Annotated in this window: 27 protein-coding genes and 2 tRNA genes; 17 read left to right on the top strand and 12 right to left on the bottom strand. The window is 63.3% G+C overall.

Annotation, left to right across the window (positions count from 1 at the left end; all coding sequences use genetic code 11):
* Positions 1-54: 54 nt before the first annotated feature.
* A complete protein-coding gene (locus M2267_RS04690) occupies positions 55-489 on the bottom strand; it encodes a DUF3995 domain-containing protein (RefSeq protein ID WP_429112796.1) in 435 nt (144 codons plus the stop codon).
* A gap of 33 nt (positions 490-522) precedes the next feature.
* Positions 523-924, bottom strand: a complete 402-nt coding sequence (locus M2267_RS04685) for a hypothetical protein (protein WP_429112795.1) — start codon at positions 922-924, stop codon at positions 523-525.
* Between the two features lie 83 nt (positions 925-1007).
* Here M2267_RS04685 and M2267_RS04680 point away from each other — a divergent pair, with 83 nt between their 5' ends.
* The gene (locus M2267_RS04680) at positions 1008-1583 is read left to right on the top strand and encodes a TetR/AcrR family transcriptional regulator (protein ID WP_429112793.1); all 576 of its coding nucleotides are present in this window, start codon (positions 1008-1010) and stop codon (positions 1581-1583) included.
* Between the two features lie 2 nt (positions 1584-1585).
* Here the strand turns inward: M2267_RS04680 and M2267_RS04675 are convergent, their stop codons facing one another.
* Positions 1586-2134, bottom strand: coding sequence for an HdeD family acid-resistance protein (locus M2267_RS04675; protein ID WP_034789210.1), 549 nt, complete (start codon positions 2132-2134; stop codon positions 1586-1588).
* A gap of 146 nt (positions 2135-2280) precedes the next feature.
* Between M2267_RS04675 and betI the strand changes: the two genes are divergently transcribed.
* From betI to betA, 4 genes are all read left to right on the top strand, one after another.
* Positions 2281-2883: a transcriptional regulator BetI gene (gene betI / locus M2267_RS04670; protein ID WP_043620060.1), complete on the top strand. Its 603-nt coding sequence runs from the start codon at positions 2281-2283 to the stop codon at positions 2881-2883.
* Positions 2880-4415, top strand: coding sequence for a choline-sulfatase (gene betC / locus M2267_RS04665; RefSeq protein ID WP_429112792.1), 1536 nt, complete (start codon positions 2880-2882; stop codon positions 4413-4415). The genes betI and betC overlap by 4 nt, the downstream gene beginning before the upstream one ends.
* A 1-nt stretch (position 4416) precedes the next feature.
* Positions 4417-5880 carry a betaine-aldehyde dehydrogenase gene (gene betB / locus M2267_RS04660; RefSeq protein WP_429112791.1) on the top strand — a complete coding sequence of 488 codons (1464 nt, stop codon included), beginning with the start codon at positions 4417-4419 and terminating at the stop codon, positions 5878-5880.
* A 217-nt stretch (positions 5881-6097) separates the two neighbouring features.
* Positions 6098-7747 carry a choline dehydrogenase gene (betA, locus tag M2267_RS04655; protein ID WP_429112790.1) on the top strand — a complete coding sequence of 550 codons (1650 nt, stop codon included), beginning with the start codon at positions 6098-6100 and terminating at the stop codon, positions 7745-7747.
* Positions 7748-7751: 4 nt separating this feature from the next.
* Here the strand turns inward: betA and M2267_RS04650 are convergent, their stop codons facing one another.
* Positions 7752-8234, bottom strand: coding sequence for a DUF6644 family protein (locus M2267_RS04650; RefSeq protein WP_429112789.1), 483 nt, complete (start codon positions 8232-8234; stop codon positions 7752-7754).
* The gene (locus tag M2267_RS04645) at positions 8231-8620 is read right to left on the bottom strand and encodes a DUF6152 family protein (RefSeq protein WP_429112788.1); all 390 of its coding nucleotides are present in this window, start codon (positions 8618-8620) and stop codon (positions 8231-8233) included. Before M2267_RS04645 ends, M2267_RS04650 begins: the two co-directional genes overlap by 4 nt.
* Before the next feature lie 392 nt (positions 8621-9012).
* Here M2267_RS04645 and M2267_RS04640 point away from each other — a divergent pair, with 392 nt between their 5' ends.
* The 4 genes from M2267_RS04640 to cysN all read left to right on the top strand — a co-directional run bounded on the left by M2267_RS04640 (position 9013) and on the right by cysN (position 14434).
* Positions 9013-10926 carry a HAMP domain-containing methyl-accepting chemotaxis protein gene (locus tag M2267_RS04640; RefSeq protein WP_429112786.1) on the top strand — a complete coding sequence of 638 codons (1914 nt, stop codon included), beginning with the start codon at positions 9013-9015 and terminating at the stop codon, positions 10924-10926.
* Positions 10927-11173: 247 nt separating this feature from the next.
* Positions 11174-11932: a phosphoadenylyl-sulfate reductase gene (locus tag M2267_RS04635; RefSeq protein ID WP_429112785.1), complete on the top strand. Its 759-nt coding sequence runs from the start codon at positions 11174-11176 to the stop codon at positions 11930-11932.
* Between the two features lie 43 nt (positions 11933-11975).
* On the top strand, positions 11976-12929 hold the full coding sequence (gene cysD / locus M2267_RS04630) for a sulfate adenylyltransferase subunit CysD (protein WP_043616754.1): 954 nt from the start codon (positions 11976-11978) through the stop codon (positions 12927-12929).
* Positions 12929-14434: a sulfate adenylyltransferase subunit CysN gene (gene cysN, locus M2267_RS04625; protein WP_429112782.1), complete on the top strand. Its 1506-nt coding sequence runs from the start codon at positions 12929-12931 to the stop codon at positions 14432-14434. The genes cysD and cysN overlap by 1 nt, the downstream gene beginning before the upstream one ends.
* A 137-nt stretch (positions 14435-14571) precedes the next feature.
* On the opposite strand, the gene M2267_RS04620 is transcribed toward cysN, so the two are convergent.
* On the bottom strand, positions 14572-14715 hold the full coding sequence (locus M2267_RS04620; protein WP_089045238.1) for a hypothetical protein: 144 nt from the start codon (positions 14713-14715) through the stop codon (positions 14572-14574).
* Positions 14716-15132: 417 nt separating this feature from the next.
* Positions 15133-16092, bottom strand: coding sequence for a bile acid:sodium symporter family protein (locus M2267_RS04615; RefSeq protein ID WP_429112781.1), 960 nt, complete (start codon positions 16090-16092; stop codon positions 15133-15135).
* 208 nt (positions 16093-16300) lie between these two features.
* On the opposite strand from M2267_RS04615, the gene M2267_RS04610 reads away from it, so the two are divergent.
* The gene (locus tag M2267_RS04610) at positions 16301-16474 is read left to right on the top strand and encodes a hypothetical protein (protein WP_192447550.1); all 174 of its coding nucleotides are present in this window, start codon (positions 16301-16303) and stop codon (positions 16472-16474) included.
* A gap of 84 nt (positions 16475-16558) precedes the next feature.
* Here M2267_RS04610 and M2267_RS04605 read toward each other — a convergent pair whose 3' ends face one another.
* A complete protein-coding gene (locus M2267_RS04605; protein ID WP_043616768.1) occupies positions 16559-16972 on the bottom strand; it encodes a hypothetical protein in 414 nt (137 codons plus the stop codon).
* Between the two features lie 267 nt (positions 16973-17239).
* Between M2267_RS04605 and M2267_RS04600 the strand changes: the two genes are divergently transcribed.
* Positions 17240-18172 carry a ribose-phosphate pyrophosphokinase gene (locus tag M2267_RS04600; RefSeq protein ID WP_043616745.1) on the top strand — a complete coding sequence of 311 codons (933 nt, stop codon included), beginning with the start codon at positions 17240-17242 and terminating at the stop codon, positions 18170-18172.
* 204 nt (positions 18173-18376) lie between these two features.
* On the opposite strand, the gene M2267_RS04595 is transcribed toward M2267_RS04600, so the two are convergent.
* A tRNA-Pro gene (locus tag M2267_RS04595) sits at positions 18377-18453 on the bottom strand.
* A gap of 317 nt (positions 18454-18770) precedes the next feature.
* Here M2267_RS04595 and M2267_RS04590 point away from each other — a divergent pair.
* Positions 18771-19208, top strand: a complete 438-nt coding sequence (locus M2267_RS04590) for a hypothetical protein (protein ID WP_034801335.1) — start codon at positions 18771-18773, stop codon at positions 19206-19208.
* A 63-nt stretch (positions 19209-19271) separates the two neighbouring features.
* Here the strand turns inward: M2267_RS04590 and M2267_RS04585 are convergent, their stop codons facing one another.
* Positions 19272-19454 (bottom strand): YegP family protein, encoded by a 183-nt coding sequence (locus M2267_RS04585; protein WP_043616741.1) that lies wholly within the window; start codon positions 19452-19454, stop codon positions 19272-19274.
* 121 nt (positions 19455-19575) lie between these two features.
* Positions 19576-19650 (bottom strand) — tRNA-Gln (locus M2267_RS04580).
* Positions 19651-19853: 203 nt separating this feature from the next.
* Here M2267_RS04580 and M2267_RS04575 point away from each other — a divergent pair.
* Genes M2267_RS04575 through M2267_RS04560 form a run of 4 tightly spaced genes read left to right on the top strand, consistent with a single transcriptional unit; the run spans position 19854 to position 22127 of the window.
* The gene (locus M2267_RS04575) at positions 19854-20150 is read left to right on the top strand and encodes a cupin domain-containing protein (protein WP_043616738.1); all 297 of its coding nucleotides are present in this window, start codon (positions 19854-19856) and stop codon (positions 20148-20150) included.
* Positions 20151-20167: 17 nt separating this feature from the next.
* Entirely contained in the window at positions 20168-21091 is a 924-nt protein-coding gene (locus tag M2267_RS04570; protein WP_402323158.1) for an MBL fold metallo-hydrolase, read from the top strand.
* 2 nt (positions 21092-21093) lie between these two features.
* Positions 21094-21546: a thiol-disulfide oxidoreductase DCC family protein gene (locus tag M2267_RS04565; RefSeq protein ID WP_429112776.1), complete on the top strand. Its 453-nt coding sequence runs from the start codon at positions 21094-21096 to the stop codon at positions 21544-21546.
* A complete protein-coding gene (locus tag M2267_RS04560) occupies positions 21543-22127 on the top strand; it encodes a DUF4166 domain-containing protein (RefSeq protein ID WP_429112773.1) in 585 nt (194 codons plus the stop codon). Before M2267_RS04565 ends, M2267_RS04560 begins: the two co-directional genes overlap by 4 nt.
* A 49-nt stretch (positions 22128-22176) precedes the next feature.
* On the opposite strand, the gene M2267_RS04555 is transcribed toward M2267_RS04560, so the two are convergent.
* Entirely contained in the window at positions 22177-23085 is a 909-nt protein-coding gene (locus M2267_RS04555) for a DUF1499 domain-containing protein (RefSeq protein ID WP_043616723.1), read from the bottom strand.
* A gap of 268 nt (positions 23086-23353) precedes the next feature.
* Here M2267_RS04555 and M2267_RS04550 point away from each other — a divergent pair, with 268 nt between their 5' ends.
* On the top strand, positions 23354-23737 hold the full coding sequence (locus M2267_RS04550) for a hypothetical protein (RefSeq protein WP_043616720.1): 384 nt from the start codon (positions 23354-23356) through the stop codon (positions 23735-23737).
* Positions 23738-24008 lie beyond the last annotated feature (271 nt).

Genomic DNA, 24008 nt, shown 5'->3' with positions numbered 1-24008 from the left:
AGTCCTGTGATCGGTCGGCGTCTGCCCAATCCTGACCGTCGAGCCAGGATGGGATCAGGCGAGAACGAGCAATGCCAGGTATCCGGCACCGATGGCCAGGCAGAGCGGACCGTAGATGCGGCGGTCGAGCGTCACGAAGGGCTCCGTGCCATGGCGTTGGTGGAACGCGGTGGTGTAGGCCAGGAGACCACGGGCGGCGAAGACGGCGGCAAGCCCCGCAAGGCCGCCATAGGCGAGGACCGGTGGCAACATGCCGGCAAAGACGTGCGTCACGGACAAGGGCAGGATCGCTGCCGCAAAGAGCAGTGCGACGACGACCAGCGTTAGCCAGGCCGGCGGCATCACCGACCGGTGCTTCGTGCCGACCACCGTGCGCACCAGCGTCTCCTCGTCGTCACAGGGCCAAAGTCCGCCGAACGCCCAGTAGGCATGCAGCCCGGCGATACCGGAAAGGACAAGGAAAAGCAGGATCGCGATTGCCGTCGACATGATGGTTCCTTGCTTGCCTATGGGCGGACCGCCTCAAGCGGCCATGGTTGACGGAGACCCTTTGCCCGAGCGCACGCCGATCGCCGCGAGCGCGGCCATGAGGAGAAAGGCTGCCCATTGCGGCGTGGTCGAGAGAGAACCGAGATAGGCAAGGCCGTAACCGATGAAGAGCACCGCATAGGCGAGATATTGCACGATCACCGCAGCGGCGAGCGGCACACGGTAACGTCCGTTCACGGCGGCAAACAGCAGGGCGAGACTGTTGACCAGGAGGATGGCGCTCGTCGCGTGCCAGAGAAGCGAGACATAGGTCTTAAGCAGCGCCGACGGGCTGCTCGCAAGCAAGGGCACATGCACCTCCGGTCCGCCGGCAAAGAGATGAATGCCCGTTGTCGCCAGGGACAGGGTGCCCGCTGCCAGAAGCCATTTGCTCATGCGTCCGCCTCCAATTGTCACCATACGGGAGCGTATGTACGCCACCTGGTTGCATCCGTCAATACGGTGACGTATGGAAGCTCATGACAACAAAAAACACTTTGACGAGCGATGATTGGATCAAGGCTGCCTTCCGCGCACTGACGACGGGCGGCGTGCAGGCGATCCGCGCCGAGGCGATTGCGCGCGACCTGAAGGTCAGCAAGGGCTCCTTCTATTGGCATTTCAAGGATGTGCCCGACCTGAAGGCAAAAATGCTTGCCCACTGGGCGCGCGAAGCGACAGACGCGATCATCGCGGAAATCGAAGCCTTGGAAGTACCGGCGCGAGAGCGCCTGCGGTTGCTGGTGCATGCCGCGACCGACGACCGCAGCCTTCCCTATGGCGGCTTGCTGACGGACGGCGCGGTCCGCGAATGGGCGCGCTTCGACGCCATGGCCGCGACGACCCTTAAGTCCGTCGACGAAAGCCGCCTCGGCTACATCGCCGTCCTGCTCGGTGATTGCGGATTTTCGTCAGCTGAGAGCCGCAGCGGCGCCAGCGCGCTCTATGGCGCGCTGATCGGACTTGAGGCACTCGCCGCGAGCGGCCTTGCCGATCTTCGCGGCGACCTGCTCCGGCTGCTCGAGGCGCTGCTTGGCAGCAGAGCCTCAAGCTAAACTCAGCCCTTTGCCAAAACGCCGAAGGCGATCAGCGACAGGCCCTGCATGACGAGGTCAACGGCGAGGAACAGGCCGAGGATCCAGAGGCTGTTGACCGGCCAGCCGGCGGCGATGATCAGGCCGGCCACAAGCGTGACCAGGCCGCCAAGCGCAACCCAGCCCCAGCCCTGCAGCGGCCTGAGCTTCAGGCCGACCCAGATGCGGAAGCAGCCGGCGACGATCAAGGCGATCGCCATGATAAAGGTGAGGAAGGACGAGGCGAGCACGGGGTTGATGAAGGCAAACAGGCCGGCGATCGTGTAGCAGGCGCCGCTCAGGCCCCAGTAGAGCACGCTGTCCCAGCCCTTCACCTGAAAGGCGTGGGCGAGATTGAACAGCCCGCCGACCAGCATGATGATCCCGACATAATAGACGGACGCGACCGTCGCCATCAGCAGATTGCCGAAGGCAAGGCCGCCGCACATGATCAACAGCACGCCGAGGGCGACGAACCACCCCCATTTACCGGCAACCGCTGACTTGTCGGCTCGATCGAATGCGTGGGTCATCTCAACCTCCAGTCCTTTGCAACGCGAGATCGCTAACGCGGGGATTGAGCCGGATTTCTGCACAAAAGGAAAGCGAAAACACTGCCGATTTTTATTGATTGATGAGTCAATCAAAAATAGACTGATCATTGTCAAGGGAGAGACGGATGCCGAAGGTCGGGATGGAACCGGTGCGCCGCAAGGCGCTGGTGGACGCTGCACTACGCGTGATCGGCGACCAGGGCACGCTTGCCGTCACCATGTCCGAAATCGCCCGCCAGGCCGGCGTTTCCCCTGCCCTTGCCCACCACTATTTCGGCAGCAAGGAACAGTTGCTGATCGAGACCATCCGCAGCCTTCTACGGCAATTGCGCGACGACACGGTGACGGCGCTCCGCGCAGTCGTGAGCCCGCGCGAAAGGCTGAGCGCGCTCATCCGCGTCTCCTTCCAGGCAAGCCAGTTCGCCCCTGATACGATCGCCGCATGGCTTGCCTTTTACTCGGAAGCGCAGCGCTCGGAAGAGGTGCGGCGGCTGCTCGTGGTCTATGCCCGGCGGCTGCGTTCCAATTTGCTGGCGAGCCTCAAGACGCTTTGTGCCGACGATGACGCGGAACGCATCGCCGAAGGCGCAGCTGCGATGATCGACGGGCTCTATATCCGCCAGAGTCTGCGCTCCGCGCCGATCAGCATCGAAGCCTCGATCGCGCTCACCGAAGACTACGTCACCTCGCACATCGATCGGCTCACATACCGGGGAACGGCCGCATGACCGCAAGACCGAACATCCTGATCATCATGGTCGACCAGTTGAACGGAACGTTCTTTCCGGACGGACCGGCCGCGTTCCTGCATGCGCCGCACCTGAAAGCGCTCGCCGCCCGTTCGGCCCGCTTCCGCAACAATTACACCTCGTCGCCGCTCTGCGCCCCTGCCCGCGCCTCGTTCATGGCCGGGCAACTGCCGAGCCGCACCCGCGTCTACGACAACGCCGCCGAGTACCAGTCCTCGATCCCGACCTATGCACACCACCTGCGCCGCGCCGGCTATTACACGGCGCTGTCGGGCAAGATGCACTTCGTCGGGCCGGATCAGCTGCACGGCTTCGAAGAGCGGCTGACGACCGACATCTACCCGGCCGATTTCGGCTGGACCCCGGATTATCGCAAACCCGGCGAGCGCATCGACTGGTGGTACCACAATCTCGGCTCGGTCACCGGCGCCGGCGTTGCCGAGATCACCAACCAGATGGAGTATGACGACGAGGTTGCCTTCCTCGCCAACCAGAAGCTCTACCAGCTTTCGCGCGAGAACGACGACATGGACCGCCGCCCCTGGTGCCTGACGGTCTCCTTCACCCATCCGCACGACCCTTACGTGGCGCGCAAGAAGTTCTGGGATCTCTACGAGAATTGCGAGCACCTGCTGCCCGAGATCGGCATGCTGCCGGAGGATGAGCAGGATCCGCATTCCAAGCGCATCATGCATTCCTGCGACTACGTCAATTTCGACCTGACGGAAGACAATGTCCGCCGCTCGCGCCGGGCCTATTTCGCCAACATCTCCTACCTCGACGAGAAGGTCGGCGAGCTGGTGGACACGCTGAAGCGCACCCGCATGCTCGACGACACGCTGATCCTCTTCTGCTCGGATCACGGCGACATGCTCGGCGAGCGCGGCCTGTGGTTCAAGATGAACTTCTTCGAGGGCTCGGCCCGCGTGCCGCTGATGGTCGCCGGTCCCGGCGTCGCGCCCGGCTTGCATCTGGCGCCGACCTCCAACCTCGACGTGACGCCGACGCTTGCCGATCTCGCCGGCATTTCCATGGACGAGATAAAACCCTGGACCGACGGCATCAGCCTCGTGCCCATAATCAACGGCGAGGAGCGCTCAGAGCCGGTGCTGATGGAATATGCGGCGGAAGCCTCCTACGCACCACTCGTCGCCATCCGCGAAGGCAAGTGGAAGTACATCCACTGCGCACTCGATCCCGACCAGCTCTACGATCTCGAGGCGGACCCTCTGGAACTGAAGAACCTCGCTGCCGATCCGGAGACGCCGGTTCAGGCCGCGACCCTGCAGGCGTTTCGCGACATGTGCGCCGCCCACTGGGACATGGAGGCCTTCGACGCCGCCGTGCGCGAAAGCCAGGCACGGCGCTGGGTGGTCTACGAGGCGCTTCGCAATGGCGCCTATTATCCCTGGGATCACCAGCCGCTGCAGAAGGCATCCGAGCGCTACATGCGCAACCACATGAACCTCGACAATCTCGAGGAATCCAAACGCTACCCGCGAGGAGAATGACATGAAAGCCCAACCGCAAGCCTCGCACTTCATCGACGGCGAATATGTCGAGGACATCGAAGGCACCGTCATCGAGAGCATCTATCCGGCGACCGGCGAAGTCATCGCGCGGCTGCACGCGGCAACGCCCGCGATCGTCGAAAAGGCGATTGCGGCGGCAAAGCGCGCCCAGCCGGAATGGGCAGCGATGAGCCCGACCGCCCGCGGCCGTATCCTCAAGCGCGCCGCCGAGATCATGCGCGAGCGCAACCGCGAGCTCTCCGAGCTCGAAACGCTCGACACCGGCAAGCCCATCCAGGAGACGATCGTCGCCGACCCGACCTCGGGTGCCGACAGTTTCGAGTTCTTCGGCGGCGTCATCGCCACAGCGCTCAACGGCGACTACATCCCGCTTGGCGGCGACTTCGCCTACACCAAGCGCGTGCCGCTCGGCGTCTGCGTCGGCATCGGCGCCTGGAACTATCCGCAGCAGATCGCCTGCTGGAAGGGTGCGCCAGCGCTCGCCGCCGGCAACGCCATGGTCTTCAAGCCCTCGGAAAACACCCCGCTCGGCGCGCTGAAGATCGCCGAGATTCTCGTCGAGGCCGGCCTGCCGAAGGGCCTCTACAATGTCATCCAGGGCGACCGCACGACCGGCCCGCTGCTCGTCAACCATCCCGACGTCGCCAAGGTGTCGCTGACCGGCTCGGTTCCGACCGGCAAGAAGGTTGCGGGGGCCGCCGCCGCCGAACTCAAGCACGTCACCATGGAACTCGGCGGCAAGTCGCCGCTGATCGTGTTCGACGATGCCGATCTCGAAAGCGCCATCGGTGGCGCCATGCTCGGCAATTTCTACTCGACCGGCCAAGTCTGCTCGAACGGCACACGCGTCTTCGTGCAGAAGGGCATCAAGGAACAGTTCCTGACGCGGCTGAAGGCCCGCACCGAGGCGATCGTCATCGGCGACCCCATGGACGAGGCGACGCAACTCGGGCCGATGGTCTCGGCGCCGCAGCGCGACAAGGTCTTCTCCTACATCGAGAAGGGCAAGGCCGAGGGCGCACGGCTCGTAACCGGCGGCGGCATCCCGAACGCCGTCAACGCAGAGGGCACCTATATCCAACCGACCGTCTTTGCCGACGTCACCGACGACATGACGATCGCCCGCGAAGAGATCTTCGGACCCGTCATGTGCGTGCTCGATTTCGACGACGAGGCGGAGGTGATCACGCGCGCCAATGCGACCGAGTTCGGCCTTTCGGCCGGCGTCTTCACCGCCGATATTACCCGCGCGCACCGCGTCGTCGACCAGCTCGAAGCCGGGACGCTCTGGATCAACACCTACAATCTCTGCCCGGTGGAAATCCCCTTCGGCGGTTCGAAACAGTCAGGCTTCGGCCGCGAGAATTCGGTCGCGGCGCTCAACCATTATAGCGAGCTGAAGACCGTCTATGTCGGCATGGGGCCGGTGCAGGCGCCGTATTGAGTTTGAGGCTAAGGCCGCCCCTCACCCTAACCCTCTCCCCGCAAGCGGGGAGAGGGGACGTGCCCCACCAGCGGTTTGAGAGTGCAGAAGAGGATGCGGAAATGTCCCTTCGCCCCGCTTGCGGGAAGAAGGTGCCGGCAGGCGGATGAGGGGCGCCCCCTCACCGCGCGGATGAAGGCGTGCCGAGGGGCATCCAGCTAGAAGAAAGACCACGCTTATGCAGGCAGATTACATCATCATCGGCTCCGGCTCCGCCGGTTCGGCGCTCGCCTATCGTCTCTCGGAAGACGGCAAGAATACCGTTTTGGTGCTGGAATATGGCGGCACGGATGCAGGCCCTTTCATCCAGATGCCGGCAGCGCTTGCCTGGCCGATGAGCATGAAGCGCTACAACTGGGGCTACCTCTCCGAACCCGAGCCGAACCTCAACAACCGGCGTATCACCGCGCCGCGCGGCAAGGTGATCGGCGGCTCGTCCTCGATCAACGGCCTCGTCTACGTGCGCGGCCATGCGGAAGACTTCAATCGCTGGGAAGACCTCGGCGCGCGCGGCTGGGCCTACGCGGATGTGCTGCCCTATTTCAAGCGTATGGAAAACAGTCACGGCGGAGAAGCTGGCTGGCGCGGCACCGACGGACCGCTGCACGTCAAGCGCGGGCCGGTGCACAACCCGCTGTTCCATGCCTTCATCGAAGCGGGCCAGCAGGCCGGTTTCGAAGTGACCGACGATTACAACGGCTCGAAGCAGGAAGGCTTCGGGCTGATGGAACAGACGGTCTGGCAGGGCCGGCGCTGGTCGGCGGCAAACGCCTATCTGAAGCCGGCGATGAAGCGGCAGAACGTGTCGCTGGTGCGCTGTTTCGCCCGCCGCATCGTCATCGAGAACGGGCGAGCGACCGGTGTCGAAATCGAGCGCGCCGGCAAGATCGAGATCGTCAAGGCCAACCGCGAAGTGGTCGTCTCGGCATCCTCGTTCAATTCGCCGAAACTGTTGATGCTCTCGGGCATCGGCCCGGCCCAGCACCTGAAGGACATGGGCATCGAGGTGAAGGTCGACCGGCCGGGTGTCGGCGCAAACCTGCAGGACCATATGGAGTTCTATTTCCAACAGGTCTCGACCAAGCCGGTGTCGCTCTATTCCTGGCTGCCCTGGTTCTGGCAGGGCGTTGCCGGTGCGCAGTGGCTGTTCTTCAAGAAAGGCCTCGGTATCTCCAACCAGTTCGAGGCGTGCGCCTTCCTGCGCTCGGCCCCCGGCGTCAAGCAGCCGGATATCCAGTACCATTTCCTGCCGGTGGCAATCAGCTATGACGGGAAGGCCGCTGCCAACACGCACGGCTTCCAGGTGCATGTCGGCTACAACCTGTCGAAGTCACGCGGCAATGTCACGCTGCGCTCGTCCGACCCGATGGCCGATCCGGTTATCCGCTTCAACTACATGAGCCATCCGGAGGACTGGGAAAAGTTCCGCCACTGCGTGCGCCTCACCCGCGAGATTTTTGGCCAGAAGGCCTTCGACCACTACCGCGGCCCGGAGATCCAGCCGGGTGAGAACGTCCAGTCGGACGAACAGATCGACGCGTTCCTGCGCGAGCATCTGGAAAGCGCCTACCACCCCTGCGGCACCTGCCGGATGGGCGCCAAGGACGATCCGATGGCGGTTGTCGATCCCGAGACCCGCGTCATCGGCGTCGATGGCTTGCGTGTCGCCGACAGCTCGATCTTCCCGCACGTGACCTATGGCAACTTGAACAGCCCGTCGATCATGACCGGGGAGAAGGCGGCCGACCATATTCTTGGCAAGCAGCCGCTCGCCCGCTCCAACCAGGAGCCCTGGATCAACCCGCGCTGGCAGGTCAGCGACCGGTAAGCGGCTATCCGATGAAGCCGATCCAGCGGCCGGCGAGCACTGCGGCGAGCCACAGGGCCAGCGAAACGAGCGCCTGCAGCCGCAGACGGAGGGCTATCATGCCACCCGTCAAGGCGGTCCGCCAGGCCGTACCCAGGCGCAGCGACAGCGCATTGAGGACGCCAAGCGCCAGCAATGCGAGCTTCGCCAGAAATGCCGGATTTGCGAGATAGGCCGCGGGCCTGACGCTGAAGAGGCAGAACCCGGTGGCGACAGCCAGCAGGAGGCCGATGGCGGCGGCGCGCGTAAGGAACGGGCCGAGCACGTCGACCGGCGCATGTCCGAGGAGCCCCAGCAGCCGCAGGTCGAGCGGCACGATCGCGCCGATCAAGAGCCCGATCGCCAGGATGTGGGCCGCACTGACCACGAGATAGAGCAGCACCGAGCGCCTGAGTGCTGCCCCAACCGGCCAGCCGGAGACCCATTCGGCAAGCTCGGCCGGACTCATCCCCCAGCCCGGATGCGTTCCGGATAGATGTCATAGGTCTTGCCCGCGACCGTGATCCGCACGGCCTTCATGCGCTTTTCGTTCGGGTCGAGCGAGCGATTGCCGAGAACAACGACCTCGTCGCCAGTTTTGGCCGAACCCTCGATAAAGCCTGAACGTTCCGTTTGGCGGGGATTGCCGAGTTCGACGTGCCAGGTCCCGTCCGTGGTCGATTCGACCTGAAGCGTCGGATGCGGCGGTGCCATCGAGATTTCGCGGATCGTGCCCTTGAGCTCGATCTGGTCGGCCTCGGCCCAGGACCAGCCGTGATGGGCATAAGCGCCGGTGGCCAGCACGGCGGCGATCATAACGCCAGCTAAACCTCTGCGTGAAATGGCATCCAGCATCGACCTGCTCCTTCGTTTGCCTCGGGGAGCCGCAAGTTTGGACCTGAACAGCCGTTGACGGAAGCGCTGAGCGTTCAACACTTCTTGAAGAGAAGGGCGCCGACCTTGTCTGGCGCGGCGATAACCGCCGTGACCGAAAGTTGCATGTCGAATTCATGAACAGCTTAAAATTTAGCCATTCTTAATCTCCGGTTGTTATGTCTATATGAGACGGAGTGAACGCTGGGCGAACGTGCCATGACGGCAGTTTCGCCGCGCAATATCGCGTGCTCCATCCCATCATCGACATCACTCCCCTGCCAAGGCGAGCTCGCTTACCGATGCCTTTGCGGCCATCCCCGCGGCATCGGCCGAGGATGATTTGCCTTGCGGGCAACCGCGGAGCGTTATTCATGACAATCAAAGCACGCCTGCTCGTGTGTCTGTCCCTGCTCGCCGTCGCCATGCTGGTCATGATCGTCACGGCCTTCAGTGCGATGACTTCCATCTCCAAACGCACCGAATCGATTGTCGCCGACCGGTTGCTGCCGGTCGATCATCTGAAAACGGTGTCCGACATGTATGCGGTCGAAATCGTCGACACCACCCACAAGGTTCGCAGCGGCGCCCTGGACTGGGCGGCCGGAGCAAAGGCGATCGACCTGGCCCTCTTAACCATCGACACGCGCTGGCGCACCTATGAAGCCACGCGGCTTACGCCCGAGGAGAAGAAGCTGACCGAGATTTTCGACAAGGCGCGCATCGCAAGCGATGCGTCGATCCGCGATCTCGTGCAGATCATGCAGCGTCAGGACAAGGCCGAACTCGAACGCTTCGTCGATACCAAGCTTTACTCCTCCGTCGATCCCCTCGCTGCGCCGATCAGCGACCTGATCAAGCTGCAGCTTTCGGAGGCCAACGCCGAGCTCGAAGCGGCGAAGTCCGAGAAGAACAACCTCACACTCTGGCAAAGCGTGATTGCCGGTTTCGCCCTGCTCATGCTCGGCGCGACCATCTGGTTCGTCATTGCCGGCCTGCTGCGCCCACTGACCAAGCTGCGCGAAGCCATGCGCCAGCTGGCCGCCGGCAATCTCAAGACACTGATCTTCGGCGAAGGGCGCCGCGACGAGATCGGCCAGATGGCCGGCGCGGTCGCCGTCTTCCGCGACAATGCGTTGGAACGCCAGCGGCTGGAGCAGGAGGCGGAGGCCGGCCGTTCGCTGTCGGAGCGCGAGCGCGAGCAGCGCGAAGCGCAGAAGGCGAAAGAGGCCGCGGAGGTTCAGACGGCGGTCAGTGCGCTTGGCTTTGGCCTCGATCGCCTTGCCGAAGGTGACCTCACCTTCCGGATCGAAACGCCGCTTGCCGATCGGCTCGACGCGCTGCGCACCAATTTCAACAGCTCCGTCACCAACCTTGAGGATGCTCTGCGCTCGGTCGGCGAGAACGCCCGCAGCATCAATGCCGGCGCCAGCGAAATCCGTTCGGCGGCGGGCGACCTCTCCAAGCGCACGGAACAGCAGGCTGCCTCGGTCGAGGAAACCGCCGCCGCACTCGACCAGATCGCCACCACCGTCGCCGATGCCAGCCGGCGCGCAGAAGAGGCGGGTACGCTGGTGACCCGCACGCGCGGTGCTGCGGAGAAATCGGGCGAAATCGTCGGCAATGCGGTCACTGCCATGAGCGGCATCGAAGCCTCGTCGCGGGAAATCTCGAGCATCATCGGCGTCATCGACGATATCGCCTTCCAGACGAACCTGCTCGCGCTCAATGCCGGCGTTGAGGCGGCCCGCGCCGGCGAAGCCGGCAAGGGCTTTGCCGTCGTCGCCCAGGAGGTGCGTGAGCTCGCTCAGCGCTCGGCCCAGGCCGCCAAGGAGATCAAGGTGCTGATCGCCACATCCGGCCAGCAGGTCAAATCCGGCGTGACCCTGGTGCGCGAGACCGGCGCCGCGCTCGAAAGTATCATTGTCGAGGTCAAGGAGATCAGCAGCCACGTGACGGCGATCGTCGAAAGCGCCCGCGAACAGGCAGCCGGCATCCAGCAGATCAACACGGCGGTGAACGCCATCGACCAGGGAACGCAGCAGAACGCGGCCATGGTGGAGCAATCGACCGCCGCCAGCCACAGTCTTGCCCGCGAGGCCGGCGCGCTCAACGACCTCCTGATGCGCTTCAGGACCGGCAACGGCGCTTCGGCCGCGCCGCGCCGCGTGGCAAGTGCTGTCACGGAAAGTGCAGCCCCCTCGCCCGCACGGGCCCTGACCCGCAAGCTCGCAAGCGCCTATCGCGGCAGCGCACGGCCACAGGAGGACGGCTGGGCGGAGTTCTGACGATCCGGTCGATTGCCAACCAGGGAGGCGCGGACAGCAGTGTTCGCGCCTTTTGCTTTTTTACGACCCAGCAGCCGCAAGCAGTACAGTATTAAATCTAGTAAATTACTAGTCTATATTGGGTTTTTCGCTGCCTTTCGATATGAGAGGCAGATTTGCTCCAAACAAACAGCATTAGAAACCGCTATTTCTGTCCATTGACCTGTTCGGCTGCGATATTCCGCCCAAGTTGGAACAGGACGCAGCCATGACCACGTCATCCCTCGAAACCACCGCCAAGGCACTGAACGAGAGGCTCGAAGGCCTCGATCTCGCCGGGCGGCTGGCGCTCGTCGCAAGCCTTGAAGGGCGGGCGGTCTTCACGACCTCGCTCGGCATCGAGGACCAGGTGATTACCGCCGCGATCGGCAAGAACAAGCTCTCCGTCGATGTCGTTACGCTTCAGACCGGCCGCCTCTTCAATGAGACCGCAGCGCTGATCGACAAGACGGAAGAAGCCTTCGACATCCTGATCAAGCGCTACCATCCGGAAAAGGCCGACATCGACGCTTACGCAGCGCGTTACGGCCTCAACGGCTTCTACGAAAGCGTCGAAGCACGACATGCCTGTTGCGACGTGCGCAAGCTGAAGCCGCTTGCGCGCGCACTCGAAGGGGCAAGCTTCTGGATCACCGGCCTGCGTCGTGGCCAGTCGGGCAACCGCGCCTCCACACCCTTTGCCGAGGCAGATGCCGAACGCGGCCTGATCAAGATCAATCCGCTGGCCGACTGGGACATCGAGACCATCAACAGCTACGTCGCCACGCATGCCGTTCCGGTCAACCCGCTGCATGCCCGCGGCTATCCGTCGATCGGCTGTGAGCCCTGCACCCGCGCCATCAAGCCGGGCGAGCCCGAGCGCGCCGGCCGCTGGTGGTGGGAGAACGACGAGAAGCGCGAATGTGGTCTGCACGTTCCGGAAGCCGCCGCAAGCTCCATCATCCCCAATTCCAGCAGCGCCGCCTGAAGCTGGCGCGCCCGTCCCAAGAAAAATCCTCCCGGAGACTGAAATGCCCCATATCCATCCGGAAACGGAACTGCATAACCCGCAGAGCGCCAAGCCGCCGCTCGATCCGCATCTGAAGGCACTGGAAAACGAAGCGATCCACATCTTCCGCGAAGTGGCCGCCGAGTTCGAACGCCCGGTCATGCTCTATTCGATCGGCAAGGATTCTTCCGTGCTGCTGCATCTGGCGCGCAAGGCCTTCTATCCCGGCCGCGTGCCCTTCCCGCTGCTGCACGTCAACACCGGCTGGAAATTCGCCGAGATGATCGCGTTCCGCAACGAGATCGTCGAGCGCTACGACCTCGACCTGATCGAGCACGTCAATCCGCGCGGTGCCGCCGAGAACGTTACGCCCTTCACCCACGGCTCGGCGCTCTATACCGACATCATGAAGACCGAGGCGCTGCGCCAGGCGCTCGACGCCGGCCAGTTCGACGCAGCCTTCGGCGGCGCGCGTCGCGACGAAGAGGCAAGCCGCGCCAAGGAGCGCATCTACTCCTTCCGCACGCCGGATCATCGCTGGGATCCGCGCAACCAGCGCCCGGAACTGTGGAACGTCTACAACGGCATGATCCGCAAGGGTGAGAGCGTGCGCGCCTTCCCGCTGTCCAACTGGACCGAAGTCGATATCTGGCGCTACATCCAGGCCGAGGACATTCCGATCGTTCCGCTTTACTTTGCTGAAAAGCGCCCGATTGTCGAACGCGACGGCATGATGATCCTCGCCGAAGATCCGCGCCTCGAACTGCTGCCGGGCGAGACCAAGCGCGAGGAAGTGATCCGCTTCCGCACGCTCGGCTGCTTCCCGCTGACCGGCGCCATCCGCTCGAACGCGACGACGCTCGACGACATCATCTCCGAACTCGAAACCGCGACCGTTTCCGAACGCCAGGGCCGCGCCATCGACCGTGACCAGTCCGGTTCGATGGAAAAGAAGAAGCGCGAAGGATATTTCTGATGACCGCAACCGCAACCGCGAATGCCGTTGAGCACGCTCAAGCCGGCGAGGTTCTGGCCTTTCCGGCGCAGGAGCCGGCGCGCGCCACCCGTGACAGCCGCCCGCTTCGGCTTATCACCTGCGGCTCGGTCGACGACGGCAAGTCGACGCTGATCGGCCGCCTGCTCTGGGACACCAAGGCGGTCAAGGAAGACCAGGCGGCAACGCTGCAGCGCGATTCCAAAGGCAAGCAGAACGACCTCGGCCTGCCCGATTTCGCGCTGCTGCTCGACGGCCTCCAGGCGGAGCGCGAACAGGGCATCACCATCGACGTCGCCTATCGCTATTTCTCGACCGACAAGCGCTCCTTCATCGTCGCCGACACGCCCGGCCACGAGCAATACACTCGCAACATGGCGACCGGCGCCTCGACCGCCGATCTCGCCGTGCTGCTCGTCGACGCTCGCGTCGGCCTGCTTGAACAGACCCGCCGGCATGCGACGATCGCGACGCTGATGGGCATCAAGCAGTTCGTGCTGGCGGTCAACAAGATCGACCTGACCGACTACGACCGCGCCCGCTTCGAAGAGATCAGCCACGAGTTCAGGGAATTGGCGCTGTCGCTCGGCGTACGCCAGGTCACCGCCATTCCGGTCTCGGCGCTGAAGGGCGAGAACGTCGTCTATGACGGCCGCGCCTCCATGCCCTGGTATGACGGCCCGACGCTGATCGAAGTGCTGGAACTGGCGACGACCCGTTCGGCCCAGACGGTCGGTTTCCGCCTGCCGGTGCAGCGCGTCTCGCGTCCGGGCGAAAGCTTCCGCGGCTATCAGGGCACGGTTGCCGGCGGCTCGGTCAAGCCCGGCGACAGCGTCGTGATCCTGCCCTCGGGCATGGTCGCCAACGTCACCAAGATCGTCACCTTCGACCTGGTGCGCAACGCGGCGGTGGCTGGCGACGCGATCACGCTCGTGCTCGACCGCCAGGTGGACGTCTCGCGCGGCGACATGATCGTGGCGATCGACAGCCAGCCGCTGACGGGCCTTTCCTTCGACGCCCAGCTCGTCGCGCTGCAGGCCGAGGGCATTCAGCCCGGCAAGCGCTACTGGTTGAAGAGCGGCAGCCGCCGCCAGCGCGTCCAGGTGCAGCCGGCAAGCCAGCTCGATCTGCAGACCGGCAAGTGGAACCAGGCCGAGCAATTGCCGATGAACGCGATCGGCAAGGTGCATCTTGCCTTCGATGAGCAGGCGATCTTCGACAGCTACGAGCAGAACCGCACCACCGGCGCCTTCATCCTGATCGATCCGGACACCAACAACACGGTGGCCGGCGGCATGATCACGGCCAAGCGCTCGGCGCTCGGCGGCATCCACACGGAAGATGCCCGCGTCATCCTCTCGCTGCCGGCCGACCTTGCCGACCAGCTGATGGCGACCGAACTCTTCGCCGGCCGCCGCGAGGAAGCCGAAGTCCGACGCGTGAGCGCCGGCCGCGCCGTCGAGATCATCGACGACATCGACGGTTGAGCGACATCACACACAGCAAAAGGGGGCCGAACGGCCCCCTTTTTTGTTTACTTGGGCGGTTGAGATCCGTCGGCGATCACTGCCGGCGCGCCTTTCTATGACGTGCCGGCGGCGTAGCACCTACCGGCGCCATCGTCTCAAAGCTGCTGCTCGATCGCGGGCAGAGTGATCGTCAGCGGCGCAGGATCCGCATGCTGCCAGAGCTGGTAGCCGACGACGCTGCCAAGGATGGCGGACCAAATGGCGATCTCGCGAAAGGTGAAAATCGGTTCCTTCAACATCCGGGCCTCTCGGGCAAAGACAAGTGTTGATGGAAATATCGCCCCTATTGTTCACACTGATAAGACACCGTTTGATGAACGCCGTGTTTCCATGTGAACGATAGCGCTTTCACCGACGACGTCACACTGTCGGGCCCAAGCGTTCGGCCGCCGTCTTCGAAGCTTGTCCGCATGCACGAGACTGTCCCATTCAGGGACAGAACTGACGAATGCTTCACCTTGGCACGAGGTCGCCACAACCGAGCCTTCCAATCCGGTTTCGCATTCGTAATTTGGCGCATCGATCATGAGGATCGACAGGGCTGTTTCACCGTTTTCGAACGTCGTGGGACAGTCCGCCTGACCGTCAGGTACGGTAGGCCAAACAAAAAAGGGCCGCTGCGGGCCCTCTCCTGCTGTCACGTCTCCAACGCCCAGTCAGCGGGTGCTGACCACCGGCTCGGCCGTTTCGTCTTCCGTGCGGCTTGCGAAATAATTGGCAAGGAGCGCACCGGAAATGTTGTGCCATACGCTGAAAATCGCGCTCGGTACCGCTGCCACCGGCGAAAAATAGGTATTGGCGAGGGCCGCGCCGAGGCCACTGTTCTGCATGCCAACCTCAATGGCGATCGCCTTGCGCTTGGCAAGTGACAGCCCAGCCACCTTGGCGGCGAAGAAGCCCAGGAGATAGCCGAGGCCATTGTGCAGGACGACAACGGCAAAGATCAGCAGCCCGGAGCTGGCGATCGCGCCCTTGCTGGCGCCGACGACGGCCGCAACGATCAAGACGATGCCGGCGACGCTGACGAGCGGCAGCGCAGGCACCGCCGCCTTGACCAGACCCGGCAAAAGCTTCTGCAGGAAAAAGCCCAGCGCCAGCGGCAGCAACACCACCTTGACGATGCTCATGAACATCGCGGTCGCATCGACAGGCAGATATTGGCTCGCAAATGTCCAGACGAGGAACGGCGTGACGATCGGCGCAAGCAGCGTGGTGACGCTGGTGCAGGCGACCGAAAGTGCGACATCGCCCTTGGAAAGATAGGTCATGACATTGCTCGAGGTGCCGCCCGGGCAGCAACCGACGAGGATCACGCCGGCGGCCACCTCCGGCGACATCGGGATCACGGCCGTCAGCAGAACCGCGAGCAGCGGCATGATGAGGAACTGCGAGACCACGCCGATACCGACCTCAAACGGACGCCTGGCGACTTCCTTGAAATCGTCGAGCGAGATCGTCAGGCCCATGCCGAACATGATGATGCCGAGCAGGGTGACGATATAGGGCGTGACCTGCTTGAAAATATCCGGGAAGACGAACCCGAGAATGGCGAAAACAATGACCCAGAGCGCGAATGTGCGTCCGACAAACTGGGAAAACGATGCAACGGCCTTCAAAATCTTACTCCTTACGTGATGGCCGCTGTCTAGGTCCGCCCGCGGGCGGCTTCAACACACTTCGAACAAAAAACGCCACCTGCCGCAACTTTGTGTCGATGAAACCGAAGAAACCGACATAAAAGCGACGCATATGGACAGCGACCACGTCCTGGGGATATCAGGCAGATCAAGACAGCGAAAGCACGGGATCTTGAGGGAGACGACGATGACGAACCAGCCGGAAACGAGCGTGACGGTGGAAAAGCGCCAGAACGGCAAATGGTGCTTCGTCATCAAGCATCGCGGCGTCACCTACCCCGCACAGGGCAATTTCACCTCGATGCTGCAGGCGCAGGCCGTTGCCCAAACTGCGCTGAAGGCGCTCGAAAAGCAGGGCTGACCGGCCTACCGAGCGCTCCAAGGCCGATTGGCGGCACGCAAACTCATTTATCAGCGCACGCCAGGAGGCGTGCGCAGGGTGTCCCTATTCGGTTGCGGACCGAATGATGTTGCAGAGCCCTTCCTGCACCACCTGCTTGGTGGCCACCTGTCCCACCTGAATATCAAACATCGCATCAACCCGCGTGCCTGAACCGCGTTTGCGGGCGACGACCCGCAATGTCTGCAGGCGTCCGGAACCGGCGGTATCCTGATAGGCCTCGATGGTTCCGAGTGCCTTGTTGATCTCGATCCCGGAAAAGCCTTCCGCCGCGACGCCACGCGCCATGCGCTGCAGAGCGGTCTCGGGCTTCAGCTTCGGGAACTCCTGCCAGGTCTTATAGAAAACAGGGGTCACCAGCGGCACGCCGTTTGCCTTGAAATTCTTCTCGCAGCTCTGCGCCGCCGCCACCGAATGGCCGGCCACCAGCAGAACCGCCGCAATGGATAGGTGTTTGATCGACATGTCCGTTCCTCGTCGTCAGCATCGAATGGCGGAACGCTAGAGACTTCGCCGCTGGACCGACAGAGCGAGCCGGCTGCAAATACACCTCTATTCGACCAACGGCTTGGAAGGGGCGACGAACGGCACCGGACTGCAGCAACGGGAAGAACCATCACCGTCAACCCAAACCGGGTGCGTCACAAAAATGTGCCGCATTGGTTGTGAATCCGTCAGCGAGGCTCTAAAGCTGCCTCGAAGGCTCCCTGAAACAGGATTGCGCTCATGAAGCTGGTGACCGGTAACTCCAACCGCGCCCTTGCCGAAGCCATCGCCAGATACCTCAATCTTCCCCTCACGGACTGTACGGTCGAGCGCTTCGCCGACCAGGAAGTCAACGTTCAGCTCCATGAGAACGTGCGCGGTGAGGACGTCTATATCCTCCAGTCGACGAGCACGCCCGCCGACGCCAACCTCATGGAGCTCCTGATCCTGACCGATACGCTGCGCCGTTCGTCTGCGCGCCGGATCACCGCCGTCATCCCCTACTTCGGCTATGCCCGCCAGGACCGCCGGGCCACTGGCCGCACGCCGATTTCAGCCAAGCTGGTCGCCAACATGATCGCCGGTGCGGGTGTCAACCGGGTTATGACGCTGGATCTGCACACGGATCAGATTCAGGGCTTTTTCGATATACCGACCGACAACCTGTATTCGGCGCCGGTGATGACGCGCGATATCAAGGAGCGCTACGATGTCGGAAATCTCATGGTCGTTTCGCCAGATGTGGGCGGCGTGGCACGGGCGCGCGGCATCGCCAAGCGCATTGGCACCGATCTTGCGATCGTCGACAAGAGGCGCCCCCGCGCCGGCGTGTCGGAGGTCATGAACATCATTGGTGACGTCTCCGGGAAGACCTGCCTTTTGATCGACGACATCATCGATAGCGGCGGGACCTTGATCAATGCGGCTGACGCATTGCTGGAGGCGGGTGCACGAGAGGTCTCGGCATACATCACCCATGGCGTGCTCTCCAGGGGCGCCTGCGAGCGCATTGGTGCCAGCAACCTCAAGGAACTGGTGCTGACCGATTCCATTCAGGACACCGATGCGCAGCGCCAGACCGCCAATATCCGCCGGATCACCGTTGCGCCGCTGCTGGGCGAGGCCCTCGCCCGCACCGCCCGCGAGCAAAGCGTTTCAAGCCTTTTCAACTGACTGACGCAAACCGTGCAAGGCCGTTTTGGTTGGCCAGCCGGCGCTTGCCGATCAAAAAGGACGCAATCTGCCCTTGCGTCCGAAACCACAGAAACACGCGGCACAGGCGGCGAATACGTTCCAACGGTGATGATTGAAGCGGCCTGCAGTCGATCCGCGGCTGGCGCATATTTCGGGAAAGATCGACTAAGCAATTGATTTGGCTGGTCGGAGTGGCAAGATTCGAACTTGCGACCCCCACGTCCCGAACGTGGTGCGCTACCAGACTGCGCTACACTCCGTGACCAGCGGCGCCTCTATAGAACAGGCATTTTGATTTCACAAGCGCCTATCTCGAAAAACATTGCGCCTTTTCCAAAAAATTTGTGACGGTGGAAAACGGAGGCGGAGAATGGCCCTTGTCTGCGCCGACAGCGCCCGGCAGACCGCGCGATAGGGACTTTCTGCAACGCTTCATAATTTCCTGGAACAGGAGCCGTTGCGTGCATTTCCTTTCGTCTCTTTTGGCGCTAGAGGCTCAACGGAAAGCGCGGAAAACCAGGGGACACGGGTTTGCGCGCCATGCCTATTTCAGAACGAGAGCCAAAGGGGCAGAAACATGAACTTCCGCATGATGACGGTGGCGGGCCTCGCGCTCGTGCTCGCCGGCTGCACGACGACCGGAACGGGGATTTCCAGGAACGCGGTCGAAGCCCGTTGGCTCGGCCAGCCGGCCGGCGGCTTCTTCGCCCAATACGGTCCGCCGATCTCCGACGTCGAAAGCGGCAGCTCCACGGTCTATAGCTGGAAGGGCGGCTACAAGACCCGCAAGATCCCTGCGCAGTACGAAACCACCAAGGACGGCAAGCGCGGCAAGCGCATTTCCTCGGCGCGCACCGAATATCTGAGCTGCGCCGTGCAGCTGACCGTCTCGTCCGACTACGTCATCCGCTCGATCCACATTGCCGGCGACCGCAAGCGCGCCGAGGGCCCGAGCTGGTGCGAAGAGTTCCTCGGCGCTCCGGCCCAGACCAAGCCGGCGGCAACCGCAGGCTAACGCAACAAACAAAAAACCCGCCGGTGAAAATCGGCGGGTTTTTTCTAGGGGATTGCGTCGAACTCAGCCGTTGCTGTTGTCCTCGACGGGTGCGTCGGGACCGTTCTTCTTGATCGAGTCGATGGCGTTCTGCGCGCTGGCCTTGGTCTTGTAGCCCTCGGTCGAGAACATGATTTCGCTGTTGTACTTGAAGCGAACGCGAAACTCGCCAGCCTTGTCTTTGTAGATTTCGAATTTGTGAGCCATCTTCTCCCTCACACATGTTGGAATCAACGAAACTAGCGTGTCAGTTGCAGGGTGACTTGACAAGAGTGCATGCATATCCGGCGCGCGCGCTCGCCCAATGGATCAGCTGCCTCGAGAAATGTGGCTGGGGCGCCAGGATTCGAACCTGGGAATGCCGGTACCAAAAACCGGTGCCTTACCGCTTGGCGACGCCCCAACGGATTGGCAGGACGATACGTCCGCCAAATCGAGCGCCTGATTATCAAAGCTCGCCGCCCGTCACAATCACTAAGTTGGCACTAAGTTGAATTTTCGGCGGATTTGTTGGCGACGACGCAGAACGGCACTCACGGCGGGTACCGGATGGACCCTTCCCTTCGCTGGCCGCACCTCCTATTGTCCCGGCAGATGGAGAGTTTCATGAGCCAGTTTCGCGCCCGCCCCCCTGCCGTTCCAACCGTCCTCGTCGACGACGCAGTCGTCAGGGTCACCCGTTGGGATTTCGAGCCCGGGGCCGACACCGGCCACCATGTGCATGGGCTCGGCTATGTGGTGGTGCCGATGACCGACTGCCAGTTTCTGCTCGAGGAAGAGGCGGGCAGCCGCCGGGTCGACATCGCCAAGGGGGCCGCCTACCGCCGTGAGGCGGGCGTGGCGCACAATGTCGTCAATGCCGGAGCCGAGCCGATGTCGTTCATCGAGATCGAATACAAGTGAAATCCAGGAAGAGACGCATGCAGGGCCCGGATTTCGATCTCGATTTCAAGCCGGCCCATGGCGAGGCCGTGACGGTCGCCGACGACGTGCAGCGCATCACCGTCAACAATCCCGGTCCCTTCACCTTTCACGGAACCAATAGCTACATCGTCGGCAAGCGCTCCGTTGCCGTCATCGATCCCGGTCCCGATGACGAGGCACATTTCCAGGCGCTGATGACGGCGCTCGCCGGCCGCGAGGTCACCCATATCGCCGTCAGCCACACGCATCGCGACCACTCGCCGCTGGCGCGTCGGCTGAAGGCTGCCACAGGTGCGGTGATCGTCGGCGAAGGCCCACACCGCTCCGCCCGTCCCTTGCATGCGGGCGAGAGCAATCCCTTCGCCGAGAGTTCGGACATGGAATTCGTCCCCGATCTCGTGCTTGCCGACGGCGGGCGTATCGAGGGTGACGGCTGGAGCCTGACGGGGCTTGCCACGCCCGGCCATACGGCCAACCACATGGCCTTCGCGCTCGATGGCACCGGTATTCTCTTTTCCGCCGACCATGTCATGGCCTGGGCGACGACGATCGTCGCGCCGCCGGATGGCGCGATGGCGGATTACATGGCCTCGCTTGAAAAGCTGCTTTCCCGCGACGAACGTCTCTACCTGCCCGGTCACGGCGGGCCGGTAAGCGAGCCTGCCTCTTTCCTGCGGGGCCTGCGCGCCCATCGAAAGATGCGCGAGCGCGCCGTGCTCGAACGCATCCGCGCCGGTGACAGCCATATCCCCGACATGGTCAAGGTCATCTATGCCTCCACCGACGTGCGGCTGCATGGGGCGGCTGCACTTTCGGTGCTCGCCCATCTCGAAGACCTGATCGAGCAGGGGCGGATCGAGACCGATGGCCCGCCCTCGCTTCTCGGCGCCTATAGGCTGGCGCCCGGCGGAGCCGGCTGATCATGCGGCGCGAGGCCTACAGCTATCGCAACGATGCTTCCGTGCCCGCCTTTGCCGACGACAAGCCGGTAATCGTCTTCGACGGCGAATGCATCTTCTGTTCCGGCTGGGTGCGCTTCCTGCTTCGCCATGACCGGCAGGCACAATATCGCTACCTCACCGCCCAGTCGCCGCTTGGTCAGGCGCTCTACCGACACTACGGGCTCGATACCGTCCGCTTCGAGAGCAACATGCTGATCGAGGACGGCGTCGCCCGCTTCAAGTCCGACGGGTCGATCCGCGCGCTTGCGCGGCTGGGCCTGCCGTGGTCGCTCGCCAACATTTTCCGGATCCTGCCCGCTGCCCTTCGCGAACTGCTCTATGATCTCGTGGCGAGAAACCGCTACCGCATCGCCGGCCGCCGCCAGAGCTGCATGGTGCCGACGCCCGAGGAGCGCGGACGCTTCATCGCATGACGACGGAGGACATGGCCCAGGAACAAAGCCTCTACCGCCAGATCCTCGGCCGGCGGTGGGACGACGTGCCCGCATCGATCCGCGCCCTGCATGGCCGGCCAGAGGGGCATGCCACCTTTCGCGGGCGCGCGGTCATCGAGCGCGGTGGCTCGATAGGAGCGCGACTTGTCGCCTCAATCCTCGGCTTTCCCCGCGCCGGCGCGGACGTTCCGGTCGAAATCCACTTCGCATGCGGCAAGGGTCGGGAAGTCTGGACCCGCCGCTTTGGCGGGAAAGTCCTGCGCAGTTCGCAACAAGGGGCCAAACGGCGGAACGAGGAACTGCTCGCGGAAGATTTCGGACCGTTCCGCGTCCTCTGCGCGCTGGAGCCCAGGGGAAACCGCCTGCACCTCTCGGTGCGCGCCTGGTCCTTCCTCGGCCTTCCGCTCCCTCTGCTGTTTGCACCCGGTGGCCGGACTTTCGAGGAAGATCGCGACGGCCTGTTTCATTTCCACGTGGAGGTCGAAAGCCCGTTGACCGGTCTGATCGTGCGTTATCGCGGCTGGCTACGACCAGCGGGCGAGCCGACGGACGACCTGTAGGACGAAGCGCTCGCAAACGAATGATGTTTTCTGGCGGGCTTTCGGCCGGTCAGTCTCCGGCAATGCCCAGCAGCTCAGCATCGAGCCCGCGCAGGAATTGGTCGGCGAAGGCGGCGCCCATGCCGAGATCATGAGGCCCGTAGCGCGAGGCGACCCGCAGGTCGACGAAGGTGGTCTCCGCCTCTTCGCGCAGCCGGATCAACACATCGAAGCGGAAGCCTGCAATCAGCGTGCGCCATTCGCCCTGGAGCACGACATCGCTGGCGCGGCGGCCGGCAATCGCGCCTTCGAGAGCCATCTCCGGACGCGCCGCCGGAACGGGTACATTTTCCGGCTCGGCGTTCGTGTCCGCGCCCGCATTCGGCCGCACTGCGAGATCCTCCAGATCGGCGCGGGCATTCTCGACCCCAAGCTCCTCGGTGATGCCGACGCGGTTCTGTTCGATGACATTGCGCACGCCCTGATAGACGCGGTCGAGCGCACCATCGTAGCGCCGGCCGGTGAGGGCCGGATAGGCGAGGATCTGTGCTTCGCGGTCCTGAGGCGTTACCGCCGCCTTGCGCTTCAGCCAGCTCTCCTCCGCCTGCGGCACCTTGAGCCACGGCGGCGGCGTCACGGTATCCGTGCTGACGTCGTAAATCTCCGGGCGGGTCAGATACTGGACGACGCCATAGCCGATGAAGCCAAGCGCCGGCGCGGCATAGACAAGGGCTGCAGCAGACGCCAGACCACCGATCGCCGCAACCTGCCACAGGCGCGCCAGCCCGACGACGGCGAACAGCACGCCCAACAGGGCAAAGATGCCGGCCAGACCGATAAGGGCGAGGAAATGCGGCGTCGTCAGCGGTCCGAAGCGATGCGCCAGCAGCGAGAGCACAAAGAGCAGGAAGGAGACACGGGCGAAGCGGCGCGCCCAATGGGCGGCAAAGGAATAGGGGCGCTCATACCGGACCATCATGTAGTTGAATCAATTCCCTGCCGCGAAACAGACCGCATTCTTAGACCATGCCCCGTGCCGAGGAAACAGGCAATGCGGCAGCTCGACACCGCGCGCCGGGCCTCCCTTATGCTTCGCCGCAAAATCGCCATTCTCGTTAACCACCTATCAACACATGGGAATGTGCCCGCGCGCCCGGGATTCAAAGGGCACGCGGCGTTTCAATCGGAGGCAACGGCCGGCGCGCGGCATCAAGCGAGGGCGCTCGGCAATCGACGGAGAACCGACAATGGGCGCATCGCAAGCAGCCGTGGCCATCGCCACCCCCTCTGCCCTTCCGGCCGGAGACGGCGGCATCCCCATGGGGCTCCTTGAGCTCGAACTCTCCCTCGATGGTTTTTCCGGCAACAATGCCGATTTCACCAGCTTCGTCCGCACGGTCGCAGACAACGCCGGCGGCGAGTTTCTCTTTGCCCTACCCGCCTGCGATCTGATCGAAGACTGCCGGAGCATCGCCGTGCTCCGTATGGCTGACGTGGGAGGCGATGCTTCGATCCTGTTTGCCTGCCTCGACGAACAGGGCCGGGCCGTCCGCATCGAACATCCGAGCGACAGCACGCGCGACCTCGAGCGCTTTGCAGAGTCCTTTGTCGGCGTGCTCGAACGCATGTAACGCGGCTGCCCGCACAGGGAAAAATGGATCGTCCGACTTGAGCCCGGCGCGTTCGCGAGCTGCCAGGAAGGCTTTTCACAGGCTGCGCAAGCACGACCAGGCCGCCGCGCAAAGATCTTTTCTCCCCTCTTCCGATAGGCCCGCCGACACGGCAACAACCAGTCGGTGACGCCGCTTCGCGTACAACCGCGAACTCGACACAGAATCGCCGCCACTCGTTTCGATTCTCGATACAAGTCCCTATATTGATTGTGATTCGAGGCTTTGGTGC

Origin of the sequence: Ensifer sp. KUDG1 (assembly GCF_050434285.1) — a bacterium.
In the GTDB taxonomy this organism is placed as follows: domain Bacteria; phylum Pseudomonadota; class Alphaproteobacteria; order Rhizobiales; family Rhizobiaceae; genus Ensifer.
Note: the sequence above shows the minus strand (reverse complement) of the source record. Positions and strands in the feature narration are given on the sequence as shown.

What these genes read in the sequence shown, in the direction of transcription:
- M2267_RS04690 (WP_429112796.1), bottom strand. Translation starts at nt 489, where the DNA reads ATGTCGACGGCAATCGCGATCCTGCTTTTCCTTGTCCTTTCCGGTATC.
- M2267_RS04685 (WP_429112795.1), bottom strand. Translation starts at nt 924, where the DNA reads ATGAGCAAATGGCTTCTGGCAGCGGGCACCCTGTCCCTGGCGACAACG.
- M2267_RS04680 (WP_429112793.1), top strand. Translation starts at nt 1,008, where the DNA reads ATGACAACAAAAAACACTTTGACGAGCGATGATTGGATCAAGGCTGCC.
- M2267_RS04675 (WP_034789210.1), bottom strand. Translation starts at nt 2,134, where the DNA reads ATGACCCACGCATTCGATCGAGCCGACAAGTCAGCGGTTGCCGGTAAA.
- betI (WP_043620060.1), top strand. Translation starts at nt 2,281, where the DNA reads ATGCCGAAGGTCGGGATGGAACCGGTGCGCCGCAAGGCGCTGGTGGAC.
- betC (WP_429112792.1), top strand. Translation starts at nt 2,880, where the DNA reads ATGACCGCAAGACCGAACATCCTGATCATCATGGTCGACCAGTTGAAC.
- betB (WP_429112791.1), top strand. Translation starts at nt 4,417, where the DNA reads ATGAAAGCCCAACCGCAAGCCTCGCACTTCATCGACGGCGAATATGTC.
- betA (WP_429112790.1), top strand. Translation starts at nt 6,098, where the DNA reads ATGCAGGCAGATTACATCATCATCGGCTCCGGCTCCGCCGGTTCGGCG.
- M2267_RS04650 (WP_429112789.1), bottom strand. Translation starts at nt 8,234, where the DNA reads ATGAGTCCGGCCGAGCTTGCCGAATGGGTCTCCGGCTGGCCGGTTGGG.
- M2267_RS04645 (WP_429112788.1), bottom strand. Translation starts at nt 8,620, where the DNA reads ATGCTGGATGCCATTTCACGCAGAGGTTTAGCTGGCGTTATGATCGCC.
- M2267_RS04640 (WP_429112786.1), top strand. Translation starts at nt 9,013, where the DNA reads ATGACAATCAAAGCACGCCTGCTCGTGTGTCTGTCCCTGCTCGCCGTC.
- M2267_RS04635 (WP_429112785.1), top strand. Translation starts at nt 11,174, where the DNA reads ATGACCACGTCATCCCTCGAAACCACCGCCAAGGCACTGAACGAGAGG.
- cysD (WP_043616754.1), top strand. Translation starts at nt 11,976, where the DNA reads ATGCCCCATATCCATCCGGAAACGGAACTGCATAACCCGCAGAGCGCC.
- cysN (WP_429112782.1), top strand. Translation starts at nt 12,929, where the DNA reads ATGACCGCAACCGCAACCGCGAATGCCGTTGAGCACGCTCAAGCCGGC.
- M2267_RS04620 (WP_089045238.1), bottom strand. Translation starts at nt 14,715, where the DNA reads ATGTTGAAGGAACCGATTTTCACCTTTCGCGAGATCGCCATTTGGTCC.
- M2267_RS04610 (WP_192447550.1), top strand. Translation starts at nt 16,301, where the DNA reads ATGACGAACCAGCCGGAAACGAGCGTGACGGTGGAAAAGCGCCAGAAC.
- M2267_RS04600 (WP_043616745.1), top strand. Translation starts at nt 17,240, where the DNA reads ATGAAGCTGGTGACCGGTAACTCCAACCGCGCCCTTGCCGAAGCCATC.
- M2267_RS04590 (WP_034801335.1), top strand. Translation starts at nt 18,771, where the DNA reads ATGAACTTCCGCATGATGACGGTGGCGGGCCTCGCGCTCGTGCTCGCC.
- M2267_RS04585 (WP_043616741.1), bottom strand. Translation starts at nt 19,454, where the DNA reads ATGGCTCACAAATTCGAAATCTACAAAGACAAGGCTGGCGAGTTTCGC.
- M2267_RS04575 (WP_043616738.1), top strand. Translation starts at nt 19,854, where the DNA reads ATGAGCCAGTTTCGCGCCCGCCCCCCTGCCGTTCCAACCGTCCTCGTC.
- M2267_RS04570 (WP_402323158.1), top strand. Translation starts at nt 20,168, where the DNA reads ATGCAGGGCCCGGATTTCGATCTCGATTTCAAGCCGGCCCATGGCGAG.
- M2267_RS04565 (WP_429112776.1), top strand. Translation starts at nt 21,094, where the DNA reads ATGCGGCGCGAGGCCTACAGCTATCGCAACGATGCTTCCGTGCCCGCC.
- M2267_RS04560 (WP_429112773.1), top strand. Translation starts at nt 21,543, where the DNA reads ATGACGACGGAGGACATGGCCCAGGAACAAAGCCTCTACCGCCAGATC.
- M2267_RS04555 (WP_043616723.1), bottom strand. Translation starts at nt 23,085, where the DNA reads ATGATGGTCCGGTATGAGCGCCCCTATTCCTTTGCCGCCCATTGGGCG.
- M2267_RS04550 (WP_043616720.1), top strand. Translation starts at nt 23,354, where the DNA reads ATGGGCGCATCGCAAGCAGCCGTGGCCATCGCCACCCCCTCTGCCCTT.